Annotated in this window: 14 protein-coding genes, 2 tRNA genes and 1 pseudogene; 13 read left to right on the plus strand and 4 right to left on the minus strand. The window is 67.0% G+C overall.

Annotated elements, in window-relative coordinates:
- The first annotated feature begins 31 nt into the window (after positions 1-31).
- Positions 32-334, plus strand: coding sequence for a hypothetical protein (locus ACWEOI_RS27805; protein ID WP_452361495.1), 303 nt, complete (start codon positions 32-34; stop codon positions 332-334).
- A gap of 42 nt (positions 335-376) precedes the next feature.
- Here the strand turns inward: ACWEOI_RS27805 and ACWEOI_RS27810 are convergent.
- Positions 377-463: transfer RNA gene (locus ACWEOI_RS27810), tRNA-Leu, on the minus strand.
- A 222-nt stretch (positions 464-685) separates the two neighbouring features.
- Between ACWEOI_RS27810 and ACWEOI_RS27815 the strand changes: the two genes are divergently transcribed.
- The 6 genes and pseudogenes from ACWEOI_RS27815 (at position 686) to ACWEOI_RS27840 (ending at position 6,892) form a co-directional block, all read left to right on the plus strand.
- Positions 686-1,309 carry an ANTAR domain-containing response regulator gene (locus tag ACWEOI_RS27815; RefSeq protein WP_357097904.1) on the plus strand — a complete coding sequence of 208 codons (624 nt, stop codon included), beginning with the start codon at positions 686-688 and terminating at the stop codon, positions 1,307-1,309.
- Positions 1,310-1,538: 229 nt separating this feature from the next.
- Positions 1,539-2,771, plus strand: coding sequence for an ABC transporter substrate-binding protein (locus ACWEOI_RS27820; RefSeq protein WP_433666693.1), 1,233 nt, complete (start codon positions 1,539-1,541; stop codon positions 2,769-2,771).
- A 79-nt stretch (positions 2,772-2,850) separates the two neighbouring features.
- Complete coding sequence (locus tag ACWEOI_RS27825; protein ID WP_433666692.1) at positions 2,851-3,891, plus strand: ABC transporter permease subunit; 1,041 nt, start codon at positions 2,851-2,853, stop codon at positions 3,889-3,891.
- Entirely contained in the window at positions 3,888-5,120 is a 1,233-nt protein-coding gene (locus ACWEOI_RS27830) for an ABC transporter permease subunit (RefSeq protein ID WP_433666691.1), read from the plus strand. The genes ACWEOI_RS27825 and ACWEOI_RS27830 overlap by 4 nt, the downstream gene beginning before the upstream one ends.
- An 80-nt stretch (positions 5,121-5,200) precedes the next feature.
- Positions 5,201-6,058 (plus strand): annotated as a pseudogene (locus ACWEOI_RS27835) (ABC transporter ATP-binding protein); the annotation flags it as partial.
- A 138-nt stretch (positions 6,059-6,196) separates the two neighbouring features.
- Positions 6,197-6,892: an ABC transporter ATP-binding protein gene (locus ACWEOI_RS27840; RefSeq protein WP_379278071.1), complete on the plus strand. Its 696-nt coding sequence runs from the start codon at positions 6,197-6,199 to the stop codon at positions 6,890-6,892.
- Positions 6,893-6,969: 77 nt separating this feature from the next.
- On the opposite strand, the gene ACWEOI_RS27845 is transcribed toward ACWEOI_RS27840, so the two are convergent.
- Positions 6,970-7,042: transfer RNA gene (locus ACWEOI_RS27845), tRNA-Trp, on the minus strand.
- Between the two features lie 121 nt (positions 7,043-7,163).
- Here ACWEOI_RS27845 and polA point away from each other — a divergent pair.
- Both polA and ACWEOI_RS27855 read left to right on the plus strand, forming a co-directional pair.
- Positions 7,164-9,899: a DNA polymerase I gene (gene polA, locus ACWEOI_RS27850; protein WP_452361496.1), complete on the plus strand. Its 2,736-nt coding sequence runs from the start codon at positions 7,164-7,166 to the stop codon at positions 9,897-9,899.
- Positions 9,900-10,438: 539 nt separating this feature from the next.
- Entirely contained in the window at positions 10,439-10,870 is a 432-nt protein-coding gene (locus ACWEOI_RS27855; RefSeq protein ID WP_433666689.1) for a 2-keto-3-deoxygluconate kinase, read from the plus strand.
- A gap of 70 nt (positions 10,871-10,940) precedes the next feature.
- Here ACWEOI_RS27855 and trxA read toward each other — a convergent pair whose 3' ends face one another.
- The gene (gene trxA / locus ACWEOI_RS27860) at positions 10,941-11,309 is read right to left on the minus strand and encodes a thioredoxin (protein WP_357097888.1); all 369 of its coding nucleotides are present in this window, start codon (positions 11,307-11,309) and stop codon (positions 10,941-10,943) included.
- A 77-nt stretch (positions 11,310-11,386) separates the two neighbouring features.
- Positions 11,387-11,893, minus strand: coding sequence for a 2'-5' RNA ligase family protein (locus ACWEOI_RS27865; protein ID WP_433666687.1), 507 nt, complete (start codon positions 11,891-11,893; stop codon positions 11,387-11,389).
- 102 nt (positions 11,894-11,995) lie between these two features.
- Between ACWEOI_RS27865 and ACWEOI_RS27870 the strand changes: the two genes are divergently transcribed.
- The 4 genes from ACWEOI_RS27870 (at position 11,996) to ACWEOI_RS27885 (ending at position 15,920) form a co-directional block, all read left to right on the plus strand.
- Entirely contained in the window at positions 11,996-13,081 is a 1,086-nt protein-coding gene (locus ACWEOI_RS27870) for an isocitrate/isopropylmalate dehydrogenase family protein (RefSeq protein ID WP_452361497.1), read from the plus strand.
- Positions 13,082-13,232: 151 nt separating this feature from the next.
- Complete coding sequence (locus tag ACWEOI_RS27875) at positions 13,233-14,138, plus strand: ABC transporter substrate-binding protein (protein ID WP_433666685.1); 906 nt, start codon at positions 13,233-13,235, stop codon at positions 14,136-14,138.
- A gap of 6 nt (positions 14,139-14,144) precedes the next feature.
- Complete coding sequence (locus ACWEOI_RS27880) at positions 14,145-15,083, plus strand: ABC transporter permease subunit (protein WP_433666684.1); 939 nt, start codon at positions 14,145-14,147, stop codon at positions 15,081-15,083.
- 84 nt (positions 15,084-15,167) lie between these two features.
- Positions 15,168-15,920: an amino acid ABC transporter ATP-binding protein gene (locus tag ACWEOI_RS27885; RefSeq protein WP_379279564.1), complete on the plus strand. Its 753-nt coding sequence runs from the start codon at positions 15,168-15,170 to the stop codon at positions 15,918-15,920.
- The last annotated feature ends 25 nt before the right edge of the window (positions 15,921-15,945 follow it).

The raw sequence follows: 15,945 nt of genomic DNA on the forward strand, positions 1-15,945 counted from the left end.
ATCAGGTTCCGGGCCGTTCCAGGAATGGAGAGTGGATCTACTGCACAAGGGCAGCAGCAGATTCGAGGGCCGTGGCTTGTCGGCGTCGCGGGTCATGCAGTCCTATCAGGTTCTCGAGGAACTGCGGCCACTGCTGAAGGATCGCGATCCCGACGCGCTGGTGTTCCCCAGCCATCGGCGTGGCTATCTGACCTCCACGGAGTTCCGGTGGGTGTTCGACCGGGCCGCCCGAGAGGTCGGTATGGCCACCTGTACGACGACGACCTCGACGCCGTCGCCGAACGGATGGTTGCCGGAGCGCAAGCCGCTGCGGGGCCAACTGCGGGCCGGATGACAAAAGGGCTGTTCCGATGATCATCGGAACAGCCCTCCACCTTGGTGCCGAGTGTGGGAATCGAACCCACACGCCCTTCCGGGCAACGGTTTTTGAGACCGTCGCGTCTGCCAATTCCGCCAACTCGGCGCACCGGAGGGAAATGATAGCGGGTGGTGGGGCAAACCAAGAAATCGAGGTGGTCGGGCGACTACATCGTTGTGATACTGGTCGGTTTGCCCTGGGTACGTGGGTTGTAGGGCCGGGTGAACGGTACTCTTTGGGAGACTCGGGTGCGTGCTGGTCCTGTGAGGGTGGCGCAAGACGAGGTGGCATCGGGTATCGGATTTCGGAAGCGACAGGGGTTCATCTATGGGAACGACAGCAGGGGGCGGTTCGAAGAAGGACGCTGCGGCGTCCGCCCCCAAGCGGGTGGTGGTTGCCGAGGACGAGGCGCTCATCCGGATGGACCTGGTGGAGATGCTCTCCGAAGAGGGCTATCACGTGGTGGGTGAGGCGGGTGACGGTCAGCAGGCCGTGGACCTCGCTGTGGAGCTGCGTCCGGATCTGGTGATCATGGACGTGAAGATGCCGCGCCGGGACGGCATCGACGCGGCGGCCGAGATCGCGTCGAAACGCGTTGCGCCGGTGGTCATCCTGACCGCCTTCAGTCAGCGCGACCTGGTCGAACGGGCACGCGACGCGGGGGCGATGGCGTACCTGGTGAAGCCGTTCACCAAGTCGGATCTGGTGCCGGCCATCGAATTGGCCGCATCGCGATTCCATGAGATCGCCGCGCTCGAGAGCGAGGTCGCGAACCTCACCGACCGGCTCGAGACGCGCAAGCTGGTGGAGCGTGCCAAGGGTGTGCTCATGCAGACCCAGGGGCTATCCGAGCCGCAGGCGTTCAAGTGGATTCAGCGCACCGCCATGGATCGTCGCACCACTATGAAGGCGGTCGCGGAAGTGGTGCTGGAGAACCTCGCACCGAAGTAAGTCGCATTTGCCGGGTCGTCGCCCTGTTGTTGCCACTAATGCACTGAGGAAATTAACAGTGCGGTAACAACAGGGCGTTCCACTTTAGTTGCGATGTCACATGAATGATTCGAATGTGATGCGGACCTAACGTGGCCCGACTATGTTTCTGTGCGGGCCGATCGATGGGGCGGCCCTCCTCGGTCACCCCGGGGGTGCACAGAACATGAGGTGAATCGTGCTTGGTTCAATGACGCGCACGTCGACCCTGCGGCACAGTCGCACGGTCAAGATGCTTGTCGTCGGGGCCGCGGCCGTACTCGCATTGGGCAGTGCCGGCTGCAGTAGCAAATCGACGGACAATTCGGGCGGAGGCGGGTCGAATCTGACCATTTCGCCCCTGGTGCAGGTGGACTCGCAGGGCAAGGAGGTCCCGGTCACGGACTCCAGCGCGGCCGCCGACCCCGCCGGTGACGGCAAGGGCAAGTGCGCCCCGCAGACCATCGCGATGGCCGGCCCGCTGACCGGCGACAACGCCAACCTCGGCCTCAACATCATCCGCGGTGTGAAGCTGGCGCTGGACCAGCACAACAAGGCCAACCCCGGCTGCCAGGTCTCGGTCAAGGAATTCGACACCGAGGGCGACCCGCAGAAGGCCACCCAGGTCATTCCGACCATCGTCAGCGACCCGTCGATCGTGGCGCTGATCGGCCCCACCTTCTCCGGTGAGACCAAGGCGACCGGCGCGATCCTCAACCAGGCCAACCTGCTGTCGCTGACGCCGTCGGCCACCAATGTCACCCTCACCACCAACGGCTGGACCAACTTCTTCCGCGGTCTGGGCAATGACGGCATCCAGGGCCCGGCGGTGGCCGGATACCTCAAGGGCACCGGCAAGTTCAAGAAGATCTGCGTCATCCAGGACGACTCGGATTACGGCACCGGCCTGGCCAAGACGGTCACCGAGGGCCTGGGTCCGATTGCCGACCCGAGCTGCGCGGCCAGCGTGAAGGCGAAGCAGAAGGACTTCTCGGCGACCGTGTCCAAGATGGCGTCGGCCAAGCCGGACGGCATCTTCTACGCGGGCTACTACGCCGAGGCCGCCCCGCTGGTGAGCCAGCTGCGTGACGGCGGCGTGACCGCGACCTTCATCTCCGACGACGGCACCAAGGACGTCGAGTTCACCAAGCAGGCCGGCAGCAAGTCCAAGGACGCGCTGCTCTCCTGCCCGTGTGGTCCGGCCGGTGACAAGTTCGCCACCGCCTACAAGGCGTTCAACAACTACGAGCCCGGCACCTACTCGACCGAGGGCTACGACCTGACCACGATCGTGCTCAAGGGCATCGAGGCCGGTAAGGTCACCCGCCCCGACCTGGTCGAATACGTGCGTGGATACGACGGCCAGGGTCTGGCGCGTCAGTACAAGTGGGGTTCCACGGGTGAATTGGCCAACGCGTTGATCTGGATGTATCAGGTCAAGTAGCGATCACTGTTAATCGGAACAGCGTGTGCCGAAATTCGTTTCGGCACACGCTGTTTTCCACGACAGCGGAAAGTAACGAATGTCTGCACCCGCTTTGGCCGATGTGACCCTCCTCGCGAGCGGGTCCATCAAGTTCGATCTGTCCGGGGTCGCCGATCAATTCTGGCGGCTCACCGTCGAAGGACTGACCTACGGCTCGATCTATGCCCTGGTCGCGGTCGGTTACACACTCGTCTACGGTGTGTTGCGCCTGATCAATTTCGCCCATTCGGAAGTATTCATGCTCGGCACCTTCGGCCAGTTGGTCGGATTGATGGTGTTCGGATTCGCGGCGAGTGGTGATACGTACTCCCAGGGTGTCGGACTGACCGTGGTCTACCTCGCAGCGGCCATGGTCTTCGGCATGTTGGTTTCCGGCGCGGCCGCGGTGGCGCTGGAGCGAGTCGCGTACCGGCCACTGCGCAAACGCGGCGCGAAACCGCTGATCTTCCTGATCACCGCGATCGGAATGTCGTTCGTGCTGCAGGAATTCGTGCACTACATCCTGCCCAAGCTCACCGGCAACAAGCTCGGCGGCACCAACGCGCAGCAGCCGATCCAGCTGGTGACGCCCACCGAACAGTTCAAGCTCTTCGGCGCGTCGGTCACCAATATCGCGCTGGTGATCGTGCTGGCCGCGGTGGCGCTGGCGCTCACCACCGAATTGCTGATCAACCGGACCAAATTCGGCCGCAGCATTCGCGCGGTGGCCCAGGACCCCGACACGGCGACGCTGATGGGCGTCTCCCGGGAGCGGGTCATCATGCTGACCTTCCTCATCGGCGGTGTGCTCGCGGGCGCCGCCGCGCTGCTGTACACGCTCAAGATCCCCAACGGCATCATCTACAACGGCGGATTCATTTTGGGCATCAAGGCTTTCAGCGCCGCGGTGCTGGGCGGTATCGGCAACCTGCGCGGCGCGCTGCTGGGCGGTCTGCTGCTCGGCCTGGCCGAGGACTACGGCCAGGTGCTCTTCGGCGATCAGTGGCGTGACGTGGTCGCGTTCGTGGTGCTGGTCGCGGTGCTCATGGTCCGGCCCACCGGCATTCTCGGGGAGAGCCTGGGGAGGGCGCGCGCATGACCGACACGAAAACGACTCCCGCGCCGCACAGTTCACCCGCGGGACGGGGCGTCGGCGACGCCATCCGCACCTGGTGGGCCGGGCTCTCGCGACCGGCGCAATGGGCGTTCGGCATTCCCGCGGTCATCGTGCTGGCCGCGCTGCCGCTGTTCAAGCTGCCGCTGCTGGACACGCCCGGCACCAGTTTCGGCGGGGTGATGGCGCAGTTCGCCATGTACGCGCTCATCGCCATCGGCCTGAATGTGGTTGTCGGGCAGGCGGGTCTGCTCGACCTGGGCTATGTCGGCTTCTACGCGGTCGGCGCGTACTCGGTCGGCCTGCTGACCAGTCCGAACAGTCCGTGGAACCAGACCAATGGGGGCTGGCTCGATCCGCAGTGGGCGTGGCTGGCATGCGTCCCGATCGCGATCCTGGCGACCGCGATCTCCGGTCTCATCCTGGGCACGCCGACGCTGCGCCTGCGCGGCGACTACCTGGCCATCGTGACCCTCGGTTTCGGTGAGATCGTCCGGCTGCTGGCCGACAATCTGCCCGAGATCACCAACGGCAGCCTCGGCCTGTCCCGCATCCAGTACCCGCACGTCGGCGAGTCCGACACTCATCCGGGCGGCTACTTCTCCTCCGGCAATCTCGGTGACGTGCACACCTGGAATGTGCTGGACCGGGCCAACTCCGGCACCTGGTGGTACTGGCTGGGCATTGTCCTGGTGGTCGCCGTGCTCATGCTGGTCGGCAATCTCGAGCGCAGCCGGGTGGGTCGCGCGTGGGTCGCCATCCGGGAGGACGAGGACGCCGCCGAGATCATGGGCGTGCCCACCTTCAAGTTCAAGCTGTGGGCGTTCATGATCGGCGCGGCCATCGGCGGTCTGTCGGGCGCGCTGTACGCGGGTCAGGTGCAGTACGTGAATCCGCAGGGGTTCAACGTCATCAACTCGATGCTGTTCCTGTGCGCGGTGGTGCTGGGCGGGCAGGGCAACAAGCTCGGCGTGATCGTCGGTGCGTTCCTGATCGTGTACCTGCCCAACCGGTTCATGGGCGTGAACGTGGGCGGGCAGTCGCTCGGTGACTACAAGTACCTCTTCTTCGGTCTCACGCTGGTGGTCGTGATGATCTTCCGGCCGCAGGGTCTGTTCCCGGCGCGGCAGAAACTGCTGACCTACGGGCGGCAGGTGTATCGGGCGGTGCGACGGCCGGCGGTGGCCGCGCAGACGACGGGAGCTGCACAGTGACGGGGCCGGGCGACGCGCTGTTCGACAACGAGGACATGGCGGCCGGGTACGCGCGGCCCGAGGTGGAGCCCAGCGCCGGCATGCTCGACGTGACCGAGGTGCTGCCCGTCTACAAGGACCCCGAGGTGGTCGCGGAAGTCGTTGCGCCGCACCGGGACATCGAGACCGCGGTCGGCGCGCCGCTGCTGCGCACCGACGGGCTGACCATGCGGTTCGGCGGTCTCACCGCGCTCGACAATGTGAGCTTCGAGATCCGCCGCGGCGAGATCCTCGGACTCATCGGGCCCAATGGCGCGGGCAAGACGACCTGCTTCAACGCCATCTCCGGGGTGTACCGCCCGTCGGACGGCACGGTCTACTTCGACGGCAAGCCGCTGACCAAGACCAAGCGCAACGAGATCACCCGGTTGGGCATCGCGCGCACCTTCCAGAACATCCGGCTCTTCGGGGAGATGACCGCGCTGGAGAACGTGGTCGTCGGCGCGGACGCCCGGCACAAGACCTCGGTCCCGGGCGCGCTCTTCCGCACCCCGCGGCACCGCGAGGAGGAGAAGGACTCGCTCGAGCGGGGCATGGCGTTGCTGGAGTACGTCGGCATCGCGCCGCACGCGGTCGAGAAGGCGCGCAACCTCTCCTACGGCGATCAGCGCCGCCTGGAGATCGCCCGCGCGCTGGCGACCGAGCCGAAACTGCTGTGCCTGGACGAGCCCGCCGCCGGGTTCAATCCGAGCGAGAAGTCCGCGCTCATGGATCTGATCCGCAAGATCCGCGACGACGGCTACACGGTGCTGCTCATCGAGCACGACATGCGACTGGTCATGGGCGTGACCGACCGCATCGTGGTGCTGGAATTCGGCCGCAAGATCGCCGACGGGTTGCCGGAGCAGATCCGCCAGGATCCCGCGGTGATCAACGCCTACCTGGGCGTGCCCGACGAGGCCGACGCCGAGTCGGCCGAGGACGCGGCCGAGGCGCGAAGCATTGCCGCCGAACCGGTTCCGGATCTCACCAAGCAGGCGCCCGGTTCCGTCGCGCCCACCGCCTCGACCGGCGAGCCGCTGCTGACGGTCGAGGACATGGTCGTGAACTACGGCAGAATCCAAGCGCTGCACGGCATCTCGCTGGAGGTCGGGCAGGGCGAGCTGGTCACCCTGCTGGGTGCGAACGGCGCGGGCAAGACCACCACCATGCGCGCCCTGTCGGGCCTGCTGCCGCTGACCCGCGGCCGCATCATGTTCCAGGGCCGCGACATCACCCGCATGAAGGCCCACGAACGCGTGGTGGCGGGCCTGATCCAGGCCCCCGAGGGCCGTGGCGTCTTCCCGGGCATGACGGTCCAGGAGAACCTCGACATGGGTTGCCACGCAAGGCCGTTCGCGTCGAAGGCGGACTACGCGAAAACCCTGGACTGGGTCTTCGAGCTGTTCCCGCGCCTGCTGGAGCGCCGCCGCCAGGTGGGCGGCACCCTCTCCGGCGGCGAGCAGCAGATGCTGGCCATCGGCCGCGCCCTCATGGCCCGCCCGCAGCTGCTGCTGCTCGACGAGCCGTCGATGGGCCTGGCCCCCATGGTGATCCAGCAGATCTTCCGGATCATCGCCGACATCAACGCCCAGGGCACCACGGTCCTGCTGGTCGAACAGAACGCCCAGCAGGCCCTGACCCGCAGCGACCGCGCCTACATCCTGGAAACCGGCGAGGTGACCAAGACCGGCGGCGGCCGAGCCCTGCTCACCGACCCCGCCGTCAAGTCCGCCTACCTCGGCGTCGGCTGACCGGCGGCGGCCGGCCCCACCCACCCCGAAAAGCATTCGGGCCGGTCACCTTCCGGTGACCGGCCCGAACCTTCAAGCAGGGGCGACAGGAATCGAACCTGCAACCTGCCGCTTTGGAGACGGCTGCTCTGCCAATTGAGCTACACCCCTTGGCGGGGGCAACGCTACCAGGTAGCGGGTCGAGGATGAAATCGGTTTCGCTGACCTGGGGCGACGGGCCGAGTACGCCCGCTGCCCACGGATGTCGGGGGCGGTACCTAGACTCTTGCGGGTGACCCCTGCCTCTACTGATCAGCGTCCTGTTGTTGCGTCCGAAGCCGTGCCCGGGGAGCAGCCGACCCTGCTGTTGCTGGATGGGCATTCGCTGGCTTATCGCGCGTTCTACGCGCTGCCCGCGGAGAACTTCAAGACGCAGAGCGGGCAGACCACCAATGCCGTGTACGGATTCACGGCGATGCTGATCAACCTGCTGCGGGACGAGAAGCCGACGCATGTGGCGGCGGCGTTCGACGTGAGCCGCAAGACGTTCCGGACCGAGGCGTTCCCGGAGTACAAGGCGAATCGGGCGACCACCCCGGACGAGTTCAAGGGGCAGGTGGACACCACCCAGGAAGTGCTGGGCGCGCTGGGGATTCCGGTCATGGCCATCGAGGGGTACGAGGCGGACGATCTGATCGCCACGCTCACCACGCAGGCCGTCGCCCAGGGGTTCCGGGTGCTGATCGTGACCGGTGACCGTGACTCGCTGCAGCTGGTCGAGGACAACGTCACCGTGCTCTACCCGAAGAAGGGCGTCTCCGAGCTCACCCGGTTCACCCCGGCCGCGGTCGAGGAGAAGTACGGGCTCACCCCCGCGCAGTATCCGGACTTCGCGGCGCTGCGTGGCGACCCGAGTGACAACCTGCCGGGCATTCCGGGCGTGGGGGAGAAGACCGCCACCAAGTGGATCCGCGAGTACGGGGACCTGGCCACCCTGGTCGACCAGGTGGACAAGGTGAAGGGCAAGGTCGGAGACGCGTTGCGCGCCAACCTGTCCAGCGTGGTGCTCAACCGGCAGCTCACCGAGATGGTGAAGACGGTGCCGCTGCCCTACACGCCCGACCAGCTGGCCGTGCAGCCGTGGGATCGGGACAAGATCCACCGGCTGTTCGACGAGCTGGAATTCCGGGTGCTGCGCGACCGCCTGTTCGACACCCTGGCCCCGGTCGAGCCCGAGGCCGAGTCCGGCTTCGAGATCAGCGGCAGCGCGCTGGCCGCCGGCACCGTCGCCGCCTGGCTGGCCGAGCACGCCGGAACCGGTGTGCGGCACGGGGTTTCCGTGGTCGGCAACGGCTTGCCGACGCACGGCGACACCCAGGCCATCGCCCTGGCCGCCGCCGACGGCGAGGGCGCCTACATCGACGTGCACACCCTCACCCCCGAGGACGAGAAGGCGCTCGGCGACTGGCTGGCCGACCCGGCGACGCCGAAGGCGCTGCACGAGGCCAAGACCGCCATGCACGCCCTGCGCGGGCGCGGCTGGCGGCTGGCCGGGCTCACCAGCGATACCGCGCTGGCCGCCTACCTGATCCTGCCGGGCCAGCGCACCTTCAACCTGGAGGACCTGTCGCTGCGCTACCTGAGCCGGGAGCTGCGCGTCGACAATGCCGGGGAGACCCAGCTGTCGCTGCTCGACGACGAGGACGAGGTGGACGCCGAGGCCGCCAATGCCCAGATGCTGCGCGCCCGAGCGGTTTACGACCTCGCCGACGCCTTCGACGCCGAACTCGAGCGCATCGAGTCCACCGCGCTGCTGCGCGATATGGAGCTCCCGCTGCTGAGCGTGCTGGCCGACCTGGAGGCCGCGGGCGTCGCGGTCGACTCCGCCCAGCTCGAGCAGTTGCAGCGCGAGTTCGCCGACCGCGTCGCCGAGGCCGCCGAGGCCGCCTACGGCGTCATCGGCAAGCAGATCAACCTGGGCTCGCCCAAGCAGCTGCAGGTGGTCCTGTTCGACGAGCTCGACATGCCGAAGACCAAGCGCACCAAGACCGGCTACACCACCGACGCCGACGCGCTCGAGGGCCTCTACGAGAAGACCCAGCACCCGTTCCTGCAGCACCTGCTCGAGCACCGCGACGCCACCCGCCTCAAGGTGACGGTCGACGGCCTGCTCAAGTCGGTCGCCGACGACGGCCGCATCCACACCACCTTCAACCAGACGGTCGCCGCCACCGGCCGCCTGTCCTCGACCGAGCCGAACCTGCAGAACATCCCGATCCGCACCGACATGGGCCGCCGCATCCGCGACACCTTCGTCGTCGGCCCCGGCTACGAGTCGCTGATGACGGCCGACTACAGCCAGATCGAAATGCGGATCATGGCCCACCTGTCCAAGGACGAAGGCCTCATCGAGGCCTTCAACTCGGGCGAGGACCTGCACAACTTCGTCGCCTCCAAGGCCTTCGACATCCCGATCGCCGAGGTGGAGCCGGAGCTGCGCCGCCGCATCAAGGCCATGTCCTACGGCCTGGCCTACGGTCTGTCCGCGTACGGCCTGTCCCAGCAGTTGAAGATCAGCGCCGACGAGGCCAAGGTCCAGATGGACATCTACTTCAACCGCTTCGGCGCCATCCGCGACTACCTGCACGACGCGGTCGATCAGGCCCGCAAGGTCGGCTACACCGAGACCCTGTTCGGCCGCCGCCGCTACCTGCCGGACCTGGATTCCAGCAACCGGCAGCGCCGCGAGGCCGCCGAGCGCATGGCCCTCAACGCCCCCATCCAGGGCACCGCGGCCGACATCATCAAGGTCGCCATGATCGACACCCAGAAGGCGATCCGGGAGGCGGGCCTGAAATCCCGCATGTTGCTGCAGATCCACGATGAACTCGTCTTCGAGGTCGCCGCGGGGGAGCGGGAGCGGTTGGAATCGCTTGCGCGCGAGCACATGTCCAATGCCATCGAGCTGTCGGTGCCGCTGGAGGTGTCGGTGGGCGTGGGCCACAGCTGGGATTCGGCCGCGCACTAGGGAACTCGACACGCACTCGCGAGTCGTGCGACACGCGGACCGCCCGCACCGGGTTTCGGTGCGGGCGGTTTGTGTCTCGGACGCCCTCTCCGCGCGCACCGGCACCCGCCCGCAACCCGCTGTACGGGTTGCCGGAATTGCGTCGACCTGGGGATGTTCACGAATCGGATGTTTGCCGGGCCCACAGTGTTTGCTCGCGGCCGCGCCGGGGGTCGTGTGGCGCCCGTCGCATCGGCGGTGACCTGCGACGAAGTTACCCGTGGGTCCCTCACGAATATGGTTGCCATTACGTGAGCTCCCCCCTATGCTCGACCCCGTGCCGAATCCCGCCAACAGCCGCAGCGCAGCGCTCGACGTCGCAGACCGCGACCGCGCAGCGCTTATTTCGCTTACCGCGAATGTGGCCGGCGATCGCGTACTCGTAGTTCTCCGCCGTAGCGGGGTCTGATTCGGACCGGCCCCTCGCTGCGGCCGATAGAACTTTCTTTTGCTGGTCCCCTCTGTCAATTCTTCGGAAGAAGTCGGGAAGACCTAGTTCAATGACCATCACCCTGGATACCGCCATGTTCATCGCCGCCGCTCCCGCGACCTTGCGGGCCGAATGCACCGGCCTGACCCCCGCCGAGTTCCACGACCGCTACTGCGACCCGATGGGCCCGGTCAAGCTCAGCGACTGGACCCCGATCGGCGACCGCGCCGGTACGGCCACCCTGGAAATCGCCTCCCACCTGCGCACCGTCGTGGCGACCGGTAGCCCGGTGGCCGCGCTCACCTCGGCGCTCTACGACGAGGGCTACCCGGTGGAGATCCTCGCCTTCCATCAGCGCCGCACCCCGGACGGCACCGCCACCTTCGTGCAGTGCGAGTTCAACGGCCGCCGCGGCTGGGGCGCGGCCCTCGCCGACGACGCCGCCGAGTCGACCATCCGCGCCATGATCGCGGGCATCAACCACCTCGGCTCGCACTTCTGATTCATCCGTGAAAAGCGAAGCGCCGCAACTCCTTCGGGAGTTGCGGCGCTGACGCTGCGGCGGGAGGCGGCTACTTGGCGGACTCCTGCTCGGCGAGCTGCTTGCGCACCTCGTCCATGTCGAGAGCCTTCACCTGGGTGACCAGATCCTCGAGCGCGGCCGGGGGCAGCGCGCCGGGCTGCGCGAAGACGAGCACGCCCTCGCGGAACGCCATGATGGTCGGGATGGAGCGGATGTTGGCCGCCGCGGCCAGTCCCTGCTGATCCTCGGTATCGACCTTGCCGTGCACCACGTCGGGGTGGGTTTCGGACGACTTCTCGAAGGTGGGGGCGAAGCTGCGGCACGGACCGCACCACGAGGCCCAGAAGTCGACGAGAACCACGTCGTTACCGGTGACTACCTCGTCGAAGTTCTGTTCGGTCAGGGTCTGGGTGGCCATGGCTTCCTCTCGTATCGATGTCCCCGGTCCAACACCGGGCCCTGCGGTTATCTTCCCCGCGCTACCGGGTGGGCCGGTCACCGGCGGGTCACCGACCATTCGGCGCGCCGGTCACCGTCCCATCGGCGGATGTCCTCCACGGTAGCCCGCACGTCCTTGTCCCAGCCCACCGCGCCCAGTGCGGCGTCGAACTGGCCCGGTCTCAGCCGGCGGGCGAGGGTGACGTGCGGGGTCCAGTTGTCGGGCCGGACATTGCCGGGGATGCCCGGGCAGTCGGCGACCACCCGGAACAGCCTGTGCTGCAAGGAGATCAGTGGTTCGGATGGCACCACCGCCCGAACCAGTACGGCGGCACGGGATCCGAAGACCAGTAGTCCGCCCAGGCGCACGGGGAACGGGTGGAAGTCCTGCTGCGCCAAGACCTTGTCCAGCCGGGGCCAGATCTCGGTGGCCACCGCGACGGTGATGTGCGGCCGGTACCAGGGCCCGGGCGTGTGCAGGCCGAGTTCGCTCAGCGCCGCCCACTGCCGCCGCACCGCGGTCTCGGACGCCTCGTCGAGCACCAGTTCCACCGATTGCACCATGGTGTCCTGAACTTACGCGCGATCCTCGTCCAGGTCTCGAAACAGGCGTGGCAGCGTGTGCCGGGGCGCGACGGCGGCAGGGTTTGCGCGAGGATGACTGCCATGAGCGAGAGCGAGACTCGAATCCGGCTGGGCCTGCTGGAGGGCGACGGTATCGGCCCCGAAATCGTCCGTGCCACCCGGCATGTGGTCGACGACGCCTTCGAGACCACGGGCCTGCCGCCGGTGGAGTGGGTCCCGCTGCCGCTCGGGCACGAGGCGATCGAACAGTACGGCAACCCGGTGCCCGAGCAGACGCTCGCCGCGCTGGCCGAACTCGACGCCTGGATCATGGGCCCGCACGACAGCGCCTCCTACGCCCCCGAACACCGCACCGGCCTGCCGCCCGCGGGCGCGGTCCGCAAGCGCTTCGGTCTCTACGCGAACATCCGCCCGGCCCGCAGCCTCGAAGGGGTGCGCGCGCTGGCCCAGGACATGGATCTGCTGATCCTGCGCGAGAACACCGAGGGTCTCTACGCCGACCGCAATATGGCCGCCGGGTCGGGCGAGTTCCAGCCGTCGCGGGATGTCGCGCTGTCGGTCGGCGTGTTCACCCGGGCCGCGATCGAACGCATCGCGCGGCTGGGGTTCGAGATCGCGTCGGAGCGTTCGAAGAAGCTGACCGTGGTGCACAAGGCCAATGTGTTGCCCATGACCATGGGCATGTTCCGCGATATCTGTTACGAGGTGGCCGCGGACTACCCGGACGTGGAGATCGACGACGAGCACGTGGACGCGGCGGCGGCGCATCTGGTCCGCGCGGCCCGCGACTACGACGTGATCGTCACCGAGAATCTGTTCGGCGACATCCTGTCCGATCTGGCGGGCGAATTGAGTGGTTCGCTCGGTATGGCCGCCTCGGTGAACTGCTCCGATACCCAGATCATGGCGCAGGCGGTGCACGGCGCGGCCCCGACCCTGGCTGGGCGCAATCGCGCGAATCCGGTGGCGCTGTTCAACTCCGCGGCGGCGATGCTGCACTGGATGGGTCGCACCCAGCGCTACAGCGCATTGCGCCGGGTCGGCGACCGCATCGAACGCTCGGTTGCTGACACGTTGCGAGCTGGTGTTGCAACGTCCGATTTGGGTGGGCTAGCCTCTACCTCCGAATTCACCGAGCAGGTGCGCGCACGGCTGCACCGCTGGTGAGCGCGCATTCCGGGCCGGGCGTGTTCGGCCCCGCTCTGGCGTGTCGCCGATTAATCTTCGGTTACCGGCCGACGCGGACGGTGTCACTCGCTTACATTTCAAACGGCGGGCGACCCACGGATGTCGCGCACCCGAACTGTGGAGGACTGCTGTGTCTGTTCGTAACTCTTTTCGCGGGCGTGCCCTGCGAGCCGCTGTCGTCGTCGCCGGTGGCGCTCTCGCACTGACCGCTTGTACCAGTAATTCCGAGTCCAGCGGTCCCGAGGTGGCCAAGGTCGACGTGGCCAAGGTCGACACCATCGCGGGCAAGGTCCCCTCCGACATCAAGTCCTCCGGCAAGCTGACCGTCGGCGTCAACGTTCCGTATCAGCCCAACGAGTACCGGGATCCGTCCAGCGGCAAGATCGTCGGCTTCGACGTCGACCTGATGGACGCGGTCGCCAAGGTGCTGGGCCTGAACGCGGACTACAAGGAAGCCGACTTCGAGAAGATCATCCCCTCCATCGAGGCCGGCACCTACAACCTCGGCATGTCCTCCTTCACCGACAACAAGGAGCGCGAGGCCACCGCCGACTTCGTCACCTACTTCTCCGCGGGCAGCCAGTGGGCCCAGCAGAAGGGCAAGACCGTCGACCCCGACAATGCCTGCGGCAAGCGAGTCGCGGTGCAGCGCACCACCGTTCAGGACACCGACGAGATCCCGGCCAAGTCCAAGGCGTGCGTCGCCGCGGGTAAGCCGGAGATCCAGAAGGTCGCCTACGACGAGCAGTCCGCCGCCGCCAACGCGCTGGTGCAGGGCCAGGTCGACGCCATGTCCGCCGATTCCCCGGTGACCGCGTACGCCATCAAGCAGGCCGGAGACAAGATCGAGCCCGCGGGCAAGATCTTCGACTCCGCGCCGTACGGCTGGCCGGTCAAGAAGGGCTCCACGCTGGCGCCGGTGCTGCAGGAAGCCGTGCAGTACCTGATGGACAACGGCCAGTACAAGAAGATCGCCGAGAACTGGGGTGTCCAGGAGGGCGCGATCACCAAGTCCGTCATCAACGGGGCCAGCTGACCTCCTATGTCGCAGGACAAGAACCACCTCTCGATGCCGGTCGAGAGCTCCGAGCCCGAGCCGATCAAGGCGATTCCGCTGCGACGGCCGGGCCGGTGGATCGCCGCCGCGATCATCCTGATCGCCCTGGCCCTGTTCATCTGGGGCGCCAAGACCAACGAGGCCTACCACTGGAACACCTACTTCAAGTACCTGGGTGACAAGCGAATCGCCCAGGGCGCGTTGGTGACTCTGGAACTGACCGTGCTGGCCATGCTGATCGGCGTGGTGCTCGGCGTGCTGCTGGCGGTCATGCGCCTGTCGCCGAACCCGGTGCTGCGCTCGGTGGCGTGGGCGTACCTGTGGATCTTCCGCGGGACGCCGGTCTATGTGCAGCTGGTGTTCTGGGGCCTGTTCCCGTCGCTGTACAAGACCGTCACCGTGGGTGTGCCGTTCGGGCCGTCGCTGACGCACTTCGATGTGCAGCACTGGTCGGCGCCGTTCTTCTTCGCCATGATCGGCCTGGGTCTCAACGAGGCCGCCTACATGGCCGAGATCGTCCGCGCCGGAATCAATTCGGTGGGCGAGGGGCAGCGCGAGGCGTCGGTGGCGCTGGGCATGTCGTGGTCGCAGACCATGACCCGCACGGTGCTGCCGCAGGCCATGCGGGTGATCATCCCGCCGACCGGCAACGAGCTCATCTCCATGCTGAAGACCACCTCGCTGGTGACGGCCATCCCGCTCACCACCGACCTCTACGGCCGGGCTCGCGACATCTACAGCGTGAACTTCCAGCCGATCCCGCTGCTGCTGGTCGCTGCCACCTGGTATCTGGCCGTCACCAGCGTGCTCATGATCGGCCAGTACTACCTGGAGCGGTACTACTCGCGCGGTTCCTCCCGGCAGCTGACCGCGAAACAGTTGCGCGCCTTGGCCCAGGCGCAGGTCGCCGGCGGAACGGGATAGGTGAACATGTCCGAGGATTCGATGTCGTTCTCCAAGGAATCCACGCCGCTGATCGACGGCTCGCTGCCGCCCTCGGCGGTGCCGATGGTGCGCGCCGACCGGGTGTGCAAGAGCTTCGGCGCGCTGAACGTGCTCAAGGGCATCACCCTCGAGGTGAAGCGCGGCGAGGTGCTGTGCCTGATCGGCCCGTCCGGCTCCGGCAAGTCCACCTTCCTGCGCTGCATCAACCACCTCGAGCGGGTCAATGCCGGACGGCTGTACGTCGACGGGGATCTGGTCGGCTACCGCGAGAAGAACGGCAAACTCTACGAGCTGCACCCGCGCGACGCCGCCAAGCAGCGCCGCGATATCGGCATGGTGTTCCAGCACTTCAACCTGTTCCCGCACCGCACGGCGCTGGAGAACATCATCGAGGCGCCGACCCAGGTCAAGAAGCTCAAGCGGGCCGACGCGGTGGCCCGCGCCCGGGACCTGCTGGCCCGAGTTGGTATGGCGGACAAGGCCGATGCCTACCCCGCCCAGCTGTCGGGCGGTCAGCAGCAGCGTGTCGCCATCGCGCGCGCCCTGGCCATGGACCCCAAGCTGATGCTCTTCGACGAGCCCACCTCGGCGCTTGACCCCGAGCTGGTGGGCGAGGTGCTCGGCGTCATGCGCGAACTCGCGGCTTCGGGCATGACCATGGTGGTCGTCACCCACGAGATGGGTTTCGCCCGTGAGGTGGCCGACCAGCTGGCCTTCATGGACGGCGGTGTCGTGGTGGAGGCGGGCGATCCGCGTGAGCTGCTCGCCAATCCCCAGCACGACCGGACCAAGGCGTTCCTCTCGCGAATCCTGTAGTCCCACAACGAGATCAGAGAGCCCT

This window comes from Nocardia sp. NPDC004340, assembly GCF_053602575.1.